Source organism: Anaerocolumna sp. AGMB13020 (assembly GCF_033100115.1).
GTDB lineage: Bacteria > Bacillota > Clostridia > Lachnospirales > Lachnospiraceae > Anaerocolumna.
The window spans coordinates 5,170,139-5,188,174 of the sequence record NZ_CP136910.1 but is presented as its reverse complement, the minus strand read 5'-3'; the positions used below and the strand labels follow the sequence as shown (position 1 = coordinate 5,188,174).

The following is an 18,036-nucleotide window of genomic DNA, read 5'->3' as shown; positions in this document are numbered from 1 at the left end:
TTTATAGCTTCTATTCTATTTTAAGGATAGCCCTCGAAACATAATTATCTACTTTTTATATTCAGGGCTATATAAATGAAAATACCTTAATTGAGTATCTTCTTATATTTTTATACAGTTTAAATTTTTCACATCTTATATTTCTGCAATGGATACAATCCAAGTTATGTTTTTGGCAAGCCTGGCAACACCATTTCTTTTATATAATTTTGCTTATTTTATAATATCATTAATTATTCTACTCATTTCTATTGGGCTTTTCCGAGGACTTTCTAGTGACCATATAATAGTTGCCTTCCAAATTCCACCCAGTTTAATAGAAAATTCATATTTATGTTTTTCGTATTCTTTTAATGCCCTGGCTTCCTTTATATCATTATTAATATGACCTGTTTTTAAGGCAACCTCAAAAATAAGTTGAGGAAAATTATCCTCAATAAAATAAAGCAGATGAGCTTTATTTAATAATTTTAGCAAATCTATATGATTTTCCCAAAACTCAAAATAGGAAGTTATGATTCCTTCCTGCGTTTCGGCATGATTATGCACAATAGTATTAGCAAAATCATTCATAAGCAATTTTGTTAAGTAACTTATAACATCATCTTTCGATTTAAAATGTCTGTAAAATGTTCTTCTCCCCAATTCTGCCTTGTCAATAATCCGAGATACTGTAATATCATTGTAATCTTTCTTTACTAACAATGTAAATAAAGATTCTATAATCCTTTTTCTAGTCGGGTTTCTCTCTTCAATATTCATATGCTTGTTCTCCTGTGGCACAAAACTAAAAAATTGTATCACTTTTGCTAATAATATTGTATTTAGCTTCTCACAGTATTATAGTAAATTTTATACAGATGCACAAGTGTTTCAAATTTAGTGCTTATGCGTGAAATTAGATAAAAGGAGACCTTTCAGCTATGATTTTAATATTAGAATGTATTATTGCTTGTGGAATATTTTCACTCATTGTACTTCCTTCTCTTTACAAAAATCCATTGAAGCATATAATGTCGTATCCAAAAGAAATTAGAATACGGGTAGAAAATTTGCCACAATACAAAGATACCATAACAAATATTGAAAAAAGACATTTATCAATAAAAATAATCTCTATTTTAGTTTTTGCTATCGTACTTGCAGCAGTTGCATATTATTCTGGTGCAAAAGCATTCTCATCTGCATTCATTTATGTGCTTATCTTATTCTTTGTTGTAAATATTTATGATTTGCTAATATTAGATATCTGGATTTTTTGTCATAGTAAAAAAACGAGAATACCTGGAACAGAGGATATGGACAAGGAGTATAGAAATCCGTGGCATCACATTAAAGGTGCTGGACTTGGAATTATGATAGGTACGATTGTTTCATTATTATCGGGGAGTATAGTCCACATTATATCATTGCTTCCTTTATCTTTGATATTCAAATGAGCAGATACAATTAAACTCATAATTTCATTCATCATCATACTATTTCTGTTACATAAAAATAAGGAAATTTATACTTCAAAACTTCGCAAAACAGATGGGAAATTAAGTTCCTACTTAAAGTAGTGTTAAACCGCCGAAAATTCAGTGTTTTCGGCGGTTTTCTTATTGTATACAAAATAAAAACAAACCAACTAACTGCTCAGGTGCGTTTCCAAATAGCTTTTGCTTCAAGTTTGCGTAGACATATTACCTGGTAAACTGCGATATAAACTTCCATGCATTCTCGCAAGTATGACGTCTGCACTCATGTCCCTGTCCACTGACACTAGCAAATGCGGTTCGACAAATGCCATCTTCACTGTCAAAGTATTGAATGGTCAGATAACTTCCTCTGGCCTCATCGTAAAGCTTCTCGACACGCTCACCAGAAACACCCCATATAGGATTCGCCCAATTGTCCTTATCGTCGTAGCTAAGGTCAAATTTAATCTTGCATTTATTGACCTCTGCAGCATACTGTATTCTTTCCAGACCAGAATCAGCTTGGAAAGGTAATTCTGGCAGATGTGAATTTTCGCCACCGGAATAGAATATTGGAACAGAAACAGACGTATTTAGTCTGTCACCGAGTGGCTGACCAAATGGATTATTCTTCACTAGGAACAGTGCACTTGCAGGAGCAAGACCCGCGAAAACGCTAGGATACTCTTGATACATATCCCATGTTTTTCCACTGCCCATCGAAAATCCGGTTGCATAAATGCGATGCTCGTCTATATTGTAGTGTTTCTTAAGATTTTCAATTACTTCTACAACTTCAGTCGCTGTAACATTCTGATGATTCTCAAGTGAAACATACAAGAAGCCATATCTGTGCGCGATTTCATACCATCCTGAAACAAATGTCAGGAACATTGAGGAATCGCCACCACCATGAAATCCCATAAGCAGTGGGACCGGTCCTTTATCAAATATATCATTATTGTAATAGGCAAAATATCCAACTTTATGCTCTGCTGTATCCCTCCATGTTCCTCTGTTGTCCGGTGAGGTCTTTACTAGTACGCTACCAGCTTCCTCTGTCATGTTCATTGATTCAAAATCAGGCTCAATCTCCATGTTGCCACACCACATTTTAAACTTGCGGACAAAAGAATTAAAATCAGCCCTGTAGTCAGGCTCCGACTTAATTAGCAGATTTGTACAATCCTTAAAGGCTTTATTTATTTCCTTTGAATTGCCAACGCTCAATATAGCTATATCCTTACGCTTCGGTGCAGGTATAACACTCAGATTCTCCATAGAACACATAGCAGGAGTAATCTCTCCTGGGCCCCAGAGATACTCACCATTTATTGTTTTCAGCAGATTCTTGGCAACATAATCTGCCGACTCACCAAAACTATATATATCTACTCTGAATATCGCACCTCTTATAAAATAGCCCTTGAACTCCTGTGTAAAGAAATTATGTATTTCAACAATTCCATCCGAATAGCGGGGATCCATTTTAACTTCAGCTACAACGGACACATATAACTCCTCTGTTGCATTCTTCCACCCACTTTCATCCGTCGGATAAATAAAAAGAACACTTGAATCCACTGCGGCCGCAATACTGCTAAGTCCGCTCTTATTGGCAAAATCGATTGCCTCATCCCTGCTCTGCCTGTTTTCTTCAAAGACCAGCAGTAATGGAGCCCGAAAGCTATAATTATTCGTCTGTCCATCAATATCATTTGCAGGTACATACGCCTTAAGAAAGAATTTCTCGTACTCATGCTCCCAATATTTTCCCCCGTCAGCTAATGTACTGACAGATGGCCTTTCCATCAATCCCATAAAACCCTCCTTAACAATTTATTATAATTTACTTACATTATCCAACTATTGAATTTTTGTACGTCTAGAGTAAAACTTATTACAAATTCAGTACTTCAATCATTTTTTCAGCATATCTTTTACCAAGAGTAACTTCGGAATCATGACTAAAATGCAGGTTCCACTCCGTATCACTCGGTTCTACCACAAGGTCCTTGGCGGTGATCAAATGGCAGTTCTTTATAATACCTGGTAACTGGTTTACAAGCACATTATGTCCTGCACATCCTCCGGTATAAAGAAGTTCACCCACAAGAACAGGAATGTCTCCCAGATTTAAGTCCTTCTTAAGATCATTCACCAGGGTATCTACTTTACCAGGCCATGTTGGGTCACCATTATTAGATTCACCCTGATGGAAAAGAATACCCTCGATAATTCCGCCTTTCTGTTGCGCCATCTTCCCACGTTCCACAATCCAGTCATATTTACTATCATCGGATTTCATAAATGTCTCAATTTTCTGACCGCTGAGAGCACAGGGAACAAGTCCGATGACATCACCGGCAGGATATCTATCAATGATAGTTTTGCTAAACCAATCGCCAACTCCGACAGCTCCAGCCCAGGCTTCATGCAGAGGAGGACATGCAATATCCCACTTATTAGCTACTCTTCCAAGCTCCAGGTTATCATCAAAGCCGAGTACCAGGATACGTGGGTTTTTCTCCTTGTCTAAGTCCTGTGCTTTAGCAAATCCAGCCATATTAGATTGTCCTAATAACAAGAACACATGAAAAGTACCGGTGATTTGTTGTTCTATGTTGTTTTCGACTACAGTCTTTAAATCATCCATGTTCTCATATCCTTTCCTTTTTAAACATACACCTTTTATTTATGCAATAAGTTTCCATTTTTAAAGATTTACTTTGGTTTTTGTATTATATTATGCTAATAATTTTCCCAAAATAAAAGACTCCCTCTGATATGTTTCAATCATCGGATTCATAATTTCTAATACTTTACTCATGCTATTCCACTTGAAGCATCACATAATCAAATGTTTCTCTCTCCTCTCTTGTCTATTGTTATGATTCAATATTAGTGATAACTATACTATATGTTAAAGCCAACCAATGTTGATTTTGATGTCGTATAATTTATCTGATTTGCGGCAGTATTTCTCATTTTAAATTGTACTAATCTTGACATAGGACCAAAAAAGCAACTCTTATAATGTCATTTTAGTGCAATATTCTTTATTATTTAAATGATTTTTCTTCTATTTCATAAATATTACTCTATTACATATCAATATGTCAGCATTATTTATACACATATTAGCATTATAAACTATATTATTCCATTCATATATTACCATGTAATAGTCATTTTGTAGTCATTTACTGCTAATTAGAATGATTTTTTAAATGCCAGTATGCATGACTTACTTCCGGTTATGGTTGTAATGGAAGTTACTCCTACACACATCTCTCTTTCCCCTATAATACAAGTATGGCTATCTGCCTGTGCGGGGAAGAGGAACTTTGAAAGATTATCGCTACTATTTCGAAGTTGCTCCTTTAAAACTGCTTTGCTCATAGAAGAAAAGACTCAGACATTTGTACGTGATGTTCTAAACTTTATTTCAGAGTAGTTAGGAATCAAAAATAATATAGCAGCTATTTCAAGTCATACTAACAGAAATGGCTCAGAATTTCTGAATACTTCCTTGTACTTTTATCACTATTTTCCCTCCTACATTATTTCTCAGTAAAATATATCATAATAAAGAGGGCATATCTCAAATCAGATATACCCTCTTTATCACTAGTAAACCATTATATAATTATCTCTTATTTAAGTAGCAAACTTTTCTTTTTTTGTCCTAATATTTTGGGTATTAAACATTCTAACCAATCTCTTCCCAAACTATATCAAAAACAGTATGATATTTGACGATAAATTACGATAGGTAAAAAGGTATAAAAAAAGCCTGTAATCCATTAATATACTGGATATACAGGCTTTTGTAATATTATATAATAATATTGACTAGTTTCCCATTTGCTTTGCAACTTCTTCTGCAAAGTTCTCGGTTTTTTTCTCGATTCCTTCACCAGTCTCAAAACGCACGAAGCTCTTGATTGCAACAGGAGCGCCTACTTCTTTTGCTACTGAATCAATATATTTCTGAACAGTTAAATCACCATCTTTAACATAAACCTGATCTACAAGACAGATTTCTTTTAATTCTTTGTTTAAACGGCCTTCAATCATCTTCTCAATGATATTTTCAGGTTTACCGGTGTTCTCGTTCATAGCCTGAGCTTTTAAGATTTCTCTCTCATGCTCGATGTAATCAGCGGGAATCTCAGTTCTCTGAACATATTTAGGAGCGATAGCTGCGATCTGCATTGCTACATTCTTAGCTGCCTCTCTTGTTACTTCATTGTTTACAGAAGTCTCTAATTCAACTAATACACCGATTCTTCCGCCGCCATGGATATAAGACTCAACAAAACCGTTCTCAGCAACAACCTTCTGGAATCTTCTGATATTCATGTTCTCGCCAATAACAGCGATCTGGCTGGATAATTCTTCTTTTACAGTCTTAGAAGAATCAAGTGACCACTTCTCAGCTAAAAAGCTCTCTGTATCTGTGCTGTCAGATGTAATAACCTGATTAACAACAGCTGTAACAAAGTTTCTGAATGTTTCATTCTTAGCTACGAAGTCTGTCTCACTGTTAACTTCAACGATTGCTGCAACTTTTCCGCCTTCTGCTACTGCTGTCTCGCAAACACCTTCAGCTGCAATTCTTCCGGCCTTCTTCTCTGCTGCTGCAAGTCCTTTTTCTCTTAAGAACTCAACTGCTTTATCCATATCTCCATCGGTTGCGGCAAGAGCTTTCTTACAATCCATCATGCCTGCTCCGGTCATATCTCTTAAATCTTTAACCATTGCTGCTGTAATAGCCATTATTGTATTCCTCCGTTATTATTTATCTTTATGCTTCTACGAACTCTTCAGAACTTTCTTCAGCTGCTTCCACTTCAGCTGCTTCGGAATTATCTGTCATCTGAACACCCTGGTTAGCTTCGATAACTGCATCTGCCATTTTCGCAACGATTAATTTAACCGCTCTGATTGCATCATCATTACCGGGAATTACATAATCAAGTTCTTCAGGATCACAGTTGGTATCAGCAATACCGATTAAAGGAATACCTAATGCGTGAGCTTCCTGTACGCAGATTCTTTCTTTCTTAGGATCTACAACAAAGATAGCATCGGGAATATTCTTCATATTCTTAATGCCGCCAAGGTTCTTCTCTAATTTCTCCCACTCTTTCTTTAACTCGATAACTTCTTTCTTGGGAAGAACTTCGAAAGTACCATCCTGGGACATGGTCTCAATCTGTTTTAATCTTGCAATTCTGCTCTGGATAGTTTTGTAGTTTGTTAACATACCACCTAACCATCTCTCATTTACATAATGCATTCCGCAACGCTCTGCTTCGGACTTAACGGAATCCTGAGCCTGTTTCTTTGTTCCTACAAAAAGAACTTTTCCACCATCTGCAACGATATCTTTGATTGCATAATAAGCTTCATCTACTTTACCTACGGATTTCTGCAGGTCGATGATGTAGATTCCGTTTCTTTCTGTGTAGATGTACTCAGCCATCTTAGGGTTCCATCTTCTTGTCTGGTGTCCGAAATGCACACCTGCTTCTAATAACTGTTTCATTGATATAACGCTCATAATTTACCTCCAATTGGTTGTCTACTTCCGTATGTATCATTTTTCTGACAGACCTAACAGGCACCGGGCCAGAAATCAACATACGTGCAATTTAGCATATGAATTGTAACATACTCTACTAAGAATAGCAAGCATAATTTGCTAATTTTCATTTTTCTCTCATTATTATTGCCATTTTTATCAATATTTCTTCTTATATATCTTTTTTCACTTCTTCTTTTTGTTGTTTTTCTATCTTCCTTCAGTTATTGGCTCTATCGTTTTCTATTCTTCTATCGGCTATTCGTTCGATTATTCGTTCCTTTCTTCTTTCAGCTATTCATTCGATTTGGTTTCTATTCTTCTTTCGCTATTCGTTCCTTTCTCTTTCGGCTATTCTTTCAGTTTGGTTTCTATTCTTCCTTCCTACTCGTTCGATTGTTCATTCCGTTCCTCTTTTTACTATGCTTTCGGTTCTTTTACATCTTCTTTCATTTCTTCTGACTTACTTCCTTTTTTATTCCTCAGTCTTTTGCTTTTTTTAAGATAGATAAAAATCGCTACACCGATAATAACTCCCCAGAAAAGCAGATAAGGAAGATTAATTACAAACCATATAAAGAATTCAACAAATCCATCACGGATATTCACAAGGGTATTTTTAAAACCTGTTGTCATCCTGTCCCAATTACTTTTAGGTTCCGGCTGTGTAATACGTATTACTTCATTAATGCTAAGTGTTATGGTCGCATACTCAACCAGATTGTCATAGGTCCTTATAATGGATGCATTCTGCTCCAATTGGTAACGCACCGTAGCAAGTCTTTCTTCCAGCGCTATGATATCTTCGATCTTATCAGCCTTTTCAAGGAGCGCCAACAATCTTTCCTGTTGAATTTCGAGTGCCTTTAACTCACTTTCGGTATCAACATATTTCAAGGTTACGTCTTCCGAAGAATCATTACGGCTTACCTGATTCATGTTTTCCCCGGCCATGCTGATAAAGTCATCCACTTTTTCTACCGGGATACGCATGACATATTCCGCATATCTGGAACTGCTCTTATCCATTACATTTCCATGTATACTGGAATTCTCAATATATCCTCCGGCCTTTTTGAGTTCTTCCGTCACCAGCTTGACAGAATCCTCAAACGCAAGGGTTTCATATTCTATGGATATCTTTCTTATGAGCTTTCTTGCAGAATCATTTAATTCACTATTACTTTCCCCTTCCGCTTTTGTCTCTTCCGGATTAACAGTTGTCGTTTCTACCCTTGGCTGGTCACCCTTAACGCCAGCATTTCCCCCGCTCTTATTCCCAGCCGGTGCTTCGAGACTATTCATATTGTAGGAATACCCTGTATCATTTTTTGATGCACACCCTGCAAGCAGTACCAGTACAGCCATTAACATAATTACTACTAACCGTTTTTTCTTCATACCTACTCCATTTCCAAATACCATTCCTTCATTATGATATTTAATAAACTCATTGAAAACGCCTTTCAACTACCGTTTAAGAGTTCCTCCTCCTCCTGCTTCTTTCTGTCCGCTCATGTTTGTAATACTATTATAAAAAATTCACTATATATTTACAAGAATCACCCGTAACTTTAAGGAAAAAGTAAGAAAATATGCTCTGACAAGTTGAATTTTTCTATTACATAAAAAAGAGAGAAAAGACAGCTTTTTACTGCCCTTCTCTCTTAGTTCATTCCGTCCTGATCAATCACACACGCCCAAATAAGCTATAATAATACCCGGTTAGAAGTACTTTTTGTTGCCCCACAAATTACTCTTCTTTAAATCCAGGTATTCGTTATAAGCACGCTCTAATATCTGCTTCTCATTAGAGAATTTCAACATGTGATATGCCTCATGAAATTTATAATATCCGGAATCCATAAAATACTCTTCTCTTTGCGGTTTGCTGTAATAGCTATCAGACATCATTAAATACCAATGAACATCCTTTATTACTGTATTCTGTGGTGTACTGAATGTATATTGGCTTTTGCCAATATATTTGATTATAGAAGCATCCGTCCCTGTTTCTTCCTTCACTTCACGTATGGCTGTCTCCTTATACTCTTCTCCTTCCTCCACAGTTCCTTTCGGCAGAACCCAACCTTCGTATTTGTTTTTATAGTTCTTATACAGTAGTAAAATCTTTCCTCTGAAAATAACTACACCGCCACAGCTCGTTGCTTCAATCATCGCAATTCCTCCTGTATTATGGTGTGTCAAATATCTGTTTCAAGTATACATCATATTATATAAATGTTCAACAAATATTTATGCAATACTAACAAACATATATAAAATTATTATGATATAAACGTGAATCAGTAGGACGCTACTGTAATTATTTCCTATTTGGATTTAAAATACGCTTCAAAAATTTTTTCTGCAATAGGAACAGCATAATCACTTCCGGTTCCTACGCTCTCAACAATGATACTTACTGCAATTTCAGGCTTTTCTGCAGGCGCAAACCCAACGAACCAGGCATGTGCCGGCTTTCCTTCCATATATTCCGCAGAACCGGTTTTGCCAGCCACAGAGTATCTGGAATTTTTAAGGGCTCCAGCAGTTCCGCTTTCTACCGTCGCATGCATAAAAGTGGTAAGTATTTCGGCTTCTTCCGGAGTCATTACTGTCTTATACATTTCAGGCAGATATTTCTTTACGATTTCACCACTCTGGCTTTCAATGCTGTCTACCACATAAGGCTTCATCATAACGCCACCATTGGCTATGGCAGATACGATCAGAGCATTATGAAGAGGTGTAATCTGAGTCTGCCCTTGGCCGATAACAGTCTGAGGAATCTGATCTTTTGCAGTTTTCCCCGTCAAAACAAAGCTGCTTTTATTATAAACCATGTCAACTGGTATACTCTGATTGAACAAAAAGCTGTCACAAAGCTTTCGAAATGCTGTCATATTCAAGGTGGTTCCTATATTGGCAAAGGATGAGTTGCAGGATTTGGCCAGAGAGGTTTTAAGGTCCACATGTCCATGGGCATTGTTGTGATAACAGTTGATGGTTACACTGTTAAATACATCTTTGCCGGTACAGTTATATTCATAATCTTCATAATCAGGATTTTCTCTGACATATTCAAGGGCTGTCAATATTTTAAAGGTAGACCCCGGAGGATAAAGGCCTTGGGCCGCCCGGTTGACCAGCGAAGAATCCTTATCACCGTCTTTTGAATCCTCCTTGGTAAGCTCCTCCCAGGTATCATTAATGGTATTGGGATCATAATCCGGTTTTGATACCATGGCAAGTATTTTTCCCGAGGAAGGTTCCAGTACCACTACCGCGCCTCGGTTATTGCCAAGGGCATTATAGGCTGCTTCCTGAATTCTGTTATCCAAGGTCGTCACGATGCTGTCACCGATATTTTTGGTGCCGGATAGTTCCTTCACAATCTTACTGATGGTATTGGTATGAGAAGTCAGCATGTGAAAATTCTCCGAAGACTCCAAACCTGTCCTGCCTTTTGAAAATCTGCCCACAACATGAGCGTAGATATTCTTAAAAGGATAGTCCCTGGTCTCCGTACCCTCCGAATCAACTAAAGTATGGGCCAGCACCTTACCGTCCGATGAGAGGATATCTCCTCTGATAATCTGTTCTGCCAACAGATCCTGCCTTTTATTATAAGGATTGTTGATAACTTCACTGCTGTCTCTTATCATAAAATTAGCATAATACCCGATAATCAGAAGAAAAAGTCCTGCAAATAAATAGGTTATAAAAATGATTTCCCTGTTCTTATTCTCTTTACTCTTTCCTTTTACCGTAGCTTTATCAGCATCTTCAACGCTCTCATCAGATTTAAGAAGATTTTTTTTACCTTTATTACCCTTTATAAGAAGCCTGTGCTTTTCAGACAAGGGACTCTTTTTTTGGGTTTTGCTTTCCGGAGATTTCTTTTTCTTTTTTACCTTTTCTTCTTTTTCCATCTTCATTCCTATCCTGACTCAGTACATAAAGTCCCTGTGTCACACTGAACATAATTACACAACTTAGTACGGAACTGCCTCCGTAGCTGATAAAGGGAAGGGTAACTCCCGTTGATGGAATCAGTTTCGTAACCCCACCCAGTGAAAGAAATACCTGAAACGCATACATGACACCAAATCCCAGTGCAATAAGTTTATAGAATTGATTTTCAAATTTCATAGCTATGTTAATGGTTAGTATAAAATAATTCAAACATATCAGAACCAGGCACAATGCAAAGAAACCACCCATTTCTTCCGAGATGGCAGAGAAAATAAAATCACTGTCCGCTACCGGAATACTGGTAGGGAGACCTCTTGTCAACCCCATTCCAAACCATCCCCCGGTACCTATGGCAAAAAGAGATTGCGATATCTGATAACCCTCTCTGTCAATCAGTGCCCAGGGATCCTTCCAGGCCATGACTCTCACTCTGACATGGGAGAAGAACTTATAGGCAAGGACAGCTGCCAAACTGCCTGCCACTATACCTGCTCCAAGATATAAGGGTTTTGCTGTTGCGGCATATAACATCATCAGATAGGTAAGGAAGAAGATCAAGGCACCTCCCAGATCTTTTTCCGCTACCAGAATCAAGACATGCAGTGCTGCCAATCCGGTAACGACTACTATATACCGAAAATCCTTTCTCTTTGACAAAAGAGAGGCAAAACAGAACACAAACAGAATCTTTACAAATTCGGAAGGCTGAAAGGTTACGCCTCTGATTCTTATCCAGTTGGTAGCCCCGTAATTCTCGGTTCCCCAGAATAATACCACTAAAAGAAGGAGGATTCCCAAAGCACCATAGATCCAGCCCAGACGTTTCAGATAATCTATCTTATCAATCAAAAGCGGGATGACAAGACAAAGCAGCAAAGCGGCTGAGGCTATAATTAACTGTTTAAAAGCCTTATCATACTCTGTCTTGACTGATAACCTGGTTATCATAATATAACCTGTGATCAGCATGAACACCATATTATATAAAAGTGGCTTTGACAAATTTACATAAACCCATTGATAGAAGCCGAATACCATAATCAGGGTAAGAACCTCCAAGGCATAAATTATTATTACCCAGTTGCTCTTTTGATTAATATAAATGATAGAATAACTGACAAAATGAAAAAGGAACAGCAAAAATTTCATATTGGTATATATACTTCCCTGCCTGGCTTTATCGGAAACACCCAGTACTCTGTAGGACAGGAAGGTATACATGGCAACTAATACGATTATCATATATTTAGATATTTCTGAAAGCAGATTGACCATCCTATATCACCGTCCTTTCCCTCTTCTATTTTTATGCATATCTTTCTACCTTTGGTGTTATTCAATAAGGTATTTCCCTCTAGTCAATCCCTCTTTTGAAATGTCCTCTGGTATAATCAGACCCCTTCTCCGTTCTGTGTATCCCCTTCAGATAAGCATCTACATATTGTTCCAGTAAATCCTCTGCTTCTTTTTCTGATTCTTCTGTAAAATCCAGCCTTACAGCAGCAGGTTTAAGATTCTTAACTTCCTCTTCACAGGATAAGAGCGATAAAGGTTTGCTGTTATAGATTACATTATAGCAATCCCTGCAATGTCTTGCTATGGGAAAACCATTTCCCAAACGATCCGTAAGAACAGCCTTCCCTGCATCTCTGAGGGAACATGCCTCACTGCTGATATTGTCCTTAAGCTTATCCTTGCCTGCTTCTGTAAGATACAGGCATTGTGCTGAAATCATGACCGGCAGCTTGGAATATACCGTGATATAATGATAAATATCTGAAATTTCTTTGAGTTCCTGATAATTCAGCTCATAAGGAGCAGTTATTGCATCAACTCCCAGGCTCGCATAATATTCCCCGGCACTACGATTCATGGCATAAAGACAATAATCCCCTATTATTCGTTTCTCTGTCTCTAATTTGTATTTTACCAGTTCATATTCTTCCAGATTTCTTATAAGAAACCCATTTATAGTATTGTCTTCCAATATGGATTTATTCTGTAACAGCAACTCATAGGTTTTGCTTCTTATCACAAAAGGTAATGCAATAATAGCTTTCTTCCCTTTTTGCACGATTTCCCTGGTCAGTTTCAGCAGATCCGGAAGAGGTTTTATATCACTTTCAAGTATGATCTCAGTTACTTCCTCGAATCCAAGTGCCGCCCTTAATTGCTCCTCCGTCTGAACCAGTACAGATACATATAAGGGTTTTTCTGCCCGTTTTCCGTAAAAAGCAGTATATCCATGTCCTTTAACTTCATTTCTGCGGTAACTTTCCTTTATTGCTCTTAGCAGTTCTTCTACTCCAAGCCGCCTTAACTCGTTGAGTCTTCCTACAGGTATAAATAGATTACCCCTTAGCTCAACTTTCAGGTCCTCCAGATAAAAACTGGTATCACCCAATTTATCCAACTGTTTTACCAGCTTGTCTTCTGTTATGGGTTGACTCAGCGCCTTCTGCGGAATCTCGCCAAAGACCTGTATCTCTTTGTCATAACAGCATAAAGTAAGGCTCATAGGGCTACCCTCCTGTGCTGTAAACACACCTCTTACCGGCAGTTTTGTCTGTTTTTCAAGATACTCTTCTCTGACCCTGCCAAGGAGCAGATTATTTCTTGTTCGATAGACCGGATATCCATTCTGAAGTTTTATTCCTCTTTTATAATTGGAGGTAATTTTGCCCCCTTTGTTTTCACCCGTTTTTACAGTAAATTCATACAGTGCTTCATTCTTATTACGTACTTCCAATATATCCTGTGCATTGATGTCTTCCTGCAGTTCTATAACCATTTGAGAATCTGTTACTTTCGTAAGCTTTCCTACCGGCAAGCCACTGTGATTCGGCCGATTGGTTGTAAGCATGGAAATTCCCCCATGCATTTCATAATAACCTTTCGAAAAACCTCCCCGGTTATAAATATCTGACAGATTTCGAATATCACCTGCCAATTCCGCCGTATGGCTTTTCTGATAGCTTTCATAACTTTGCGCTCCCAGGTCATAGTATAAGTCCCTGTACTTGCGGTAGATGGAAGTAACAATGGCTGTATATTCAGGACCTTTCATCCTTCCTTCAATCTTAAAGGAATCAATACCCGCTTGTATCATTTTGGGAAGTAAAGCCAATGTTTCAATATCCTTAGGACTCAGATAATAGCCATTTCCCTTATCCTGTCCATCAATTTTTAGCTGATAAGGCATCCTGCAGGGTTGTGCACATCTTCCCCTGTTGCCGCTCCTGCCACCAATCATGCTGCTTAGGAGGCATTTACCGGAATAACAGTAGCATAATGCTCCATGCACAAAGGATTCCACCTCCAAACCAGTGGAATCTTTAAGGGACCTTATCTCCTGCAGGTTCAATTCCCTGGCATTTACTACTCTGGTCACTCCTGTTGCTTTTAATATCTTTGCCCCTTCTCCCATGGTCAGGGACATCTGAGTGCTGGCATGAAGCGGCAGATCCGGAAAGTGTTCATGCAGGAAATGAAGCACTCCGAGATCCTGAACAATAACCGCATCGATACCATGTTCGTAATAGGTTTTTATATAATCAAACAGCTCTTTTTCGAGCTCCCTGTTCTTTAGCAAGGTATTCACTGTAAGGTAAATGTTCTTACCATAAAGGTGTACCAGATCAATTGCCTCCTTCATGGTATCTGTTGTAAAATTGTCTGCATAAGCTCTGGCTCCGAATCTGGTTCCTCCCACATAAACTGCATCACAGCCTGCATTTACCGCTGCTTTCAGGCTATCCATGGAACCTGCCGGTGCCAATATTTCTACTCTGTTCATAATTTCCTTTCCAAATATCCTTCTCTATTCCCGGGATATCGTATATCTATCTGCTTCTATCCTGAATAAAACAGGCTGATGCATTGATGGAGCCTTGTCCTCCATTTAGCAGCAGCCTCATAATTATCCTTTGGTATTTCTGTTTCTATTTCCTAATTCTGTTTCCAGCCTTATTATCTTCTTCTGATTCTCATTGAGTTCCTCTTTAAGAGACGCTATCAATTTATCTGCTTCAGCAAGTTTTGTATTAAGAGACACCAGTTCATGCTTCAATTCAAAGATTTCTTTGGCTTTCTCTTCATTTTCCTGCTCGATTTCTTTAGCCTGCTCTCTGACCTTAAAATAATCATCTGCGATATTGATTTCCATAAGGATACTCTTCATCTCAGAGTCCAGTAATTTATAAAAATCCTGCTTTTTGAAATCGCTGTTTTTATTATTAATATAAGATGCCACTTTTTGAAGATACTCTTCACTCTCATATCCGCGCAAAGTATACTTTTTGTTGTTTATTATGACTTCAATATTGTTCATCTTATTCATGGAGCAGCCTCTTTTGTCTGAACCTTTTGGGAACAGCATACCTTCCTTGTATTTCCTACTATTTGTTCCATTATAATATAACAAATGGTGTAAGGCAAGTACTTCTTGAGGTAAGGGATGGGTAAAGCGGGTTCATTGGCTGGGTGGGTGGTGGTCTATGGCGGCGGACGATGAGTTTGGCTTACCTTTATGCATTTCTTGTTCAGGGTTCCAAATTCCACTAAAATGGCAGCAACTGTTCTTGGCAGGCAGAATTATACCAAACTCGCTGTACCGTTATCTCAGCGTGAGGTTTTGAGCTCAAACAGTGGTATAATTATGCCTAGTCACAGTTGCTGCCATTTAAGTGTCATTAGGAACCCTTCAATAGAAAATGCCTAAAGGTAAGCCAAACTCATCTGGTTATTAGCAATATATTGTCGTTTTTTATTAATTCATTGTTACTTGATAGCTTTAAGTTTGCCTAGTCATATACTTATGTGGATTTATGTCTATCTTCATATGTATTTCTATTTTGATATGTTTTTTATCATCATATGTATTTTATCTTCATATGTATTTTATCTTGATATGTATTTTATCTTGATATGTTTTTTACTAAATAAGATATTTTTATCTAAATAAGATACATCTATCAAAATACCATCAATTTTTGATGATATTTAATCATACTTGGAGGCTATAACATCAAAGGCCTTACTTTTACAAGAACGCAGGCAAATTGCACAAAGCAGAAAGAACGAATGCGCCTATGGAAAGGCATTAGAAGTCCTTTTATCTGGAGATTTTGTGCTATAATATAAAGTAGATTGTTTGAGCGAAGCGAGTTATCTACTTTATATTATGTCAAGCACAAAATCTCCAGATAAATTAGGACTTCTTATGCCTTGGAATCGAAGCATGAGTTCTTTCTGCTTTGCGCAATTTGCCGTCCCCTTGCGAAACCCTCTCTTTTAATCCTGCACCTTCTCAGGCAGTCCAAAATGCCGGTAAGCCTCCCCCGACACCATACGGCCCCTGGGAGTCCTAAGGATCAACCCGTTTTGCACAAGGTAGGGTTCATATACTTCTTCAATGGTCCCCGGATCTTCTCCCAGAGTTGCTGCAACCGTTTCTATTCCTACCGGACCACCATTGAATTTCTCAATCATTGACAGTATGATTGCTCTATCCATATTGTCCAAACCAAGTTTGTCCACTTCCAGTAAGTCCAGTGCAAAATCTGCTACTTCTTTGGTGATATGTCCGTCGTATTTTACCTGCGCAAAGTCACGCACTCTCTTTAAAAGTCTGTTAGCCAGCCTTGGAGTACCTCTTGAACGACGGGCCAGTTCGTAGGCTCCTTCATCGTCAATATCTACTTTTAAGACCTTTGCGGAGCGGCATATGATTTCTTTTAATTCATCGTTTGTATAGAATTCCAGACGGCTTACTACTCCGAAGCGGTCTCTTAAAGGAGGTGTCAGCATTCCGGCTCTGGTGGTGGCTCCTACCAGGGTGAACTTGGGTAACTCAAGGCGAATTGATTTGGCAGCTGCACCTTTTCCTATTACGATATCAATTGCATAGTCCTCCATAGCCGGGTACATCAGCTCTTCTACCTGACGGTTCAGCCGGTGGATTTCATCTACGAATAAGACATCGCCTTCTTTTAAATTACTTAAAATTGCAGCCATCTCACCTGGTTTCTCGATAGCCGGACCTGAGGTTACCTTCATATCTACCGACATTTCATTGGCTATAATACCCGCAAGAGTGGTCTTCCCAAGTCCGGGGGGACCATAGAATAGCACATGGTCTAATGATTCACCTCTTTGCTTTGCTGCTTCTATATAGACCTTAAGGTTTGCTTTGGCTTTTCCTTGTCCGATATAATCTGTGAGCATCTGAGGTCTCAGGGAATTTTCTATTTTCTTATCTTCATCGGTTAAATCCGTTGTAATAATACGTTTTTCCATTGATATCCCGCCTTAAAAACTTATATTCTTTAAGGACAGCTTAAGCACATCCTCCACTGTCAGGTTCTCTGTAATTTCTACACTTCCCACCGTTTTTGCTGCTTCTGCCGGTGAATATCCAAGTGCTACCAGTGCCTCTATTGCTTCTTTTCTTACTTCGTGAAGTTTATTCTTATCATTCGTAAGCGAATTTCCGTCCCCCAGGTTGTTCAGCAGCCTTTCTTCAAAGGCATCGTTTAATTTCAGTTTATCCTTTAACTCCAGTATCAGTTTTCCCGCTGTTTTCGTTCCGATTCCGGGAGCTTTGGCAATGGTCTTGACATCATCTGAAAGTACAGCAAATCTCAGGTCATCGGGTGTGATGGAGGAAAGTATTCCAAGTGCACCTTTTGGTCCTATTCCATTTACCGTTATCAATAATTTAAATATTTTTAGATCTTCCTGTGTAAGGAAGCCAAATAACCCCACATAGTCTTCTCTTACATGCAAATATGTATATACAGTAACCATGCTGCCTAAACGAGGCAGGTTACTCAAACTGGATATGGGCATCTTAACATCATAGCCCATTCCACCGGCTTCCACGACAATTCCTTCCTCTGATACCAATGCAAGCTCACCTTTTATATATGCTATCATACCTGTTCTTCCCGCCTTAATCTTAGTTGAATTAAGTTCTTTGACTTTATTGTTGCTGATTCCTTTTGCTCT

At 38.2% G+C, this 18,036-nt stretch carries 14 protein-coding genes; 1 reads left to right on the top strand and 13 read right to left on the bottom strand.

The genetic code is table 11. The annotated features are described in order from the left end of the window. Positions 1-213: 213 nt before the first annotated feature. Entirely contained in the window at positions 214-762 is a 549-nt protein-coding gene (locus tag R2R35_RS21840; protein ID WP_317731972.1) for a TetR/AcrR family transcriptional regulator, read from the bottom strand. 161 nt (positions 763-923) lie between these two features. Here R2R35_RS21840 and R2R35_RS21835 point away from each other — a divergent pair, with 161 nt between their 5' ends. Then, the gene (locus R2R35_RS21835; protein WP_317731971.1) at positions 924-1,439 is read left to right on the top strand and encodes a hypothetical protein; all 516 of its coding nucleotides are present in this window, start codon (positions 924-926) and stop codon (positions 1,437-1,439) included. Between the two features lie 246 nt (positions 1,440-1,685). Here the strand turns inward: R2R35_RS21835 and R2R35_RS21830 are convergent, their stop codons facing one another. From R2R35_RS21830 to ruvA, 12 genes are all read right to left on the bottom strand, one after another. Further along, positions 1,686-3,281, bottom strand: a complete 1,596-nt coding sequence (locus R2R35_RS21830; RefSeq protein ID WP_317731970.1) for a hypothetical protein — start codon at positions 3,279-3,281, stop codon at positions 1,686-1,688. A gap of 79 nt (positions 3,282-3,360) precedes the next feature. After that, positions 3,361-4,026: a sialate O-acetylesterase gene (locus tag R2R35_RS21825; RefSeq protein WP_442872257.1), complete on the bottom strand. Its 666-nt coding sequence runs from the start codon at positions 4,024-4,026 to the stop codon at positions 3,361-3,363. 1,289 nt (positions 4,027-5,315) lie between these two features. Further along, on the bottom strand, positions 5,316-6,242 hold the full coding sequence (gene tsf, locus R2R35_RS21820) for a translation elongation factor Ts (protein ID WP_317731968.1): 927 nt from the start codon (positions 6,240-6,242) through the stop codon (positions 5,316-5,318). A gap of 28 nt (positions 6,243-6,270) precedes the next feature. Next, positions 6,271-7,029, bottom strand: a complete 759-nt coding sequence (rpsB, locus tag R2R35_RS21815) for a 30S ribosomal protein S2 (protein WP_033166819.1) — start codon at positions 7,027-7,029, stop codon at positions 6,271-6,273. Positions 7,030-7,470: 441 nt separating this feature from the next. Beyond that, positions 7,471-8,451: a DUF4349 domain-containing protein gene (locus tag R2R35_RS21810; RefSeq protein WP_317731967.1), complete on the bottom strand. Its 981-nt coding sequence runs from the start codon at positions 8,449-8,451 to the stop codon at positions 7,471-7,473. A 324-nt stretch (positions 8,452-8,775) separates the two neighbouring features. Continuing rightward, a complete protein-coding gene (locus R2R35_RS21805; RefSeq protein ID WP_033166820.1) occupies positions 8,776-9,228 on the bottom strand; it encodes an NUDIX hydrolase in 453 nt (150 codons plus the stop codon). Between the two features lie 155 nt (positions 9,229-9,383). Then, positions 9,384-10,985: a peptidoglycan D,D-transpeptidase FtsI family protein gene (locus R2R35_RS21800; RefSeq protein WP_317731966.1), complete on the bottom strand. Its 1,602-nt coding sequence runs from the start codon at positions 10,983-10,985 to the stop codon at positions 9,384-9,386. Further along, positions 10,909-12,303, bottom strand: coding sequence for an FtsW/RodA/SpoVE family cell cycle protein (locus tag R2R35_RS21795; RefSeq protein WP_317731965.1), 1,395 nt, complete (start codon positions 12,301-12,303; stop codon positions 10,909-10,911). The genes R2R35_RS21800 and R2R35_RS21795 overlap by 77 nt, the downstream gene beginning before the upstream one ends. Positions 12,304-12,382: 79 nt before the next feature. Continuing rightward, positions 12,383-14,824: a peptidase U32 family protein gene (locus R2R35_RS21790; RefSeq protein WP_317731964.1), complete on the bottom strand. Its 2,442-nt coding sequence runs from the start codon at positions 14,822-14,824 to the stop codon at positions 12,383-12,385. A gap of 123 nt (positions 14,825-14,947) precedes the next feature. Next, a complete protein-coding gene (gene zapA / locus R2R35_RS21785; protein WP_317731963.1) occupies positions 14,948-15,367 on the bottom strand; it encodes a cell division protein ZapA in 420 nt (139 codons plus the stop codon). 953 nt (positions 15,368-16,320) lie between these two features. Beyond that, entirely contained in the window at positions 16,321-17,325 is a 1,005-nt protein-coding gene (ruvB, locus tag R2R35_RS21780; RefSeq protein WP_317731962.1) for a Holliday junction branch migration DNA helicase RuvB, read from the bottom strand. Positions 17,326-17,337: 12 nt separating this feature from the next. After that, positions 17,338-17,964, bottom strand: a complete 627-nt coding sequence (gene ruvA / locus R2R35_RS21775; RefSeq protein WP_317734838.1) for a Holliday junction branch migration protein RuvA — start codon at positions 17,962-17,964, stop codon at positions 17,338-17,340. Positions 17,965-18,036: the final 72 nt, after the last annotated feature.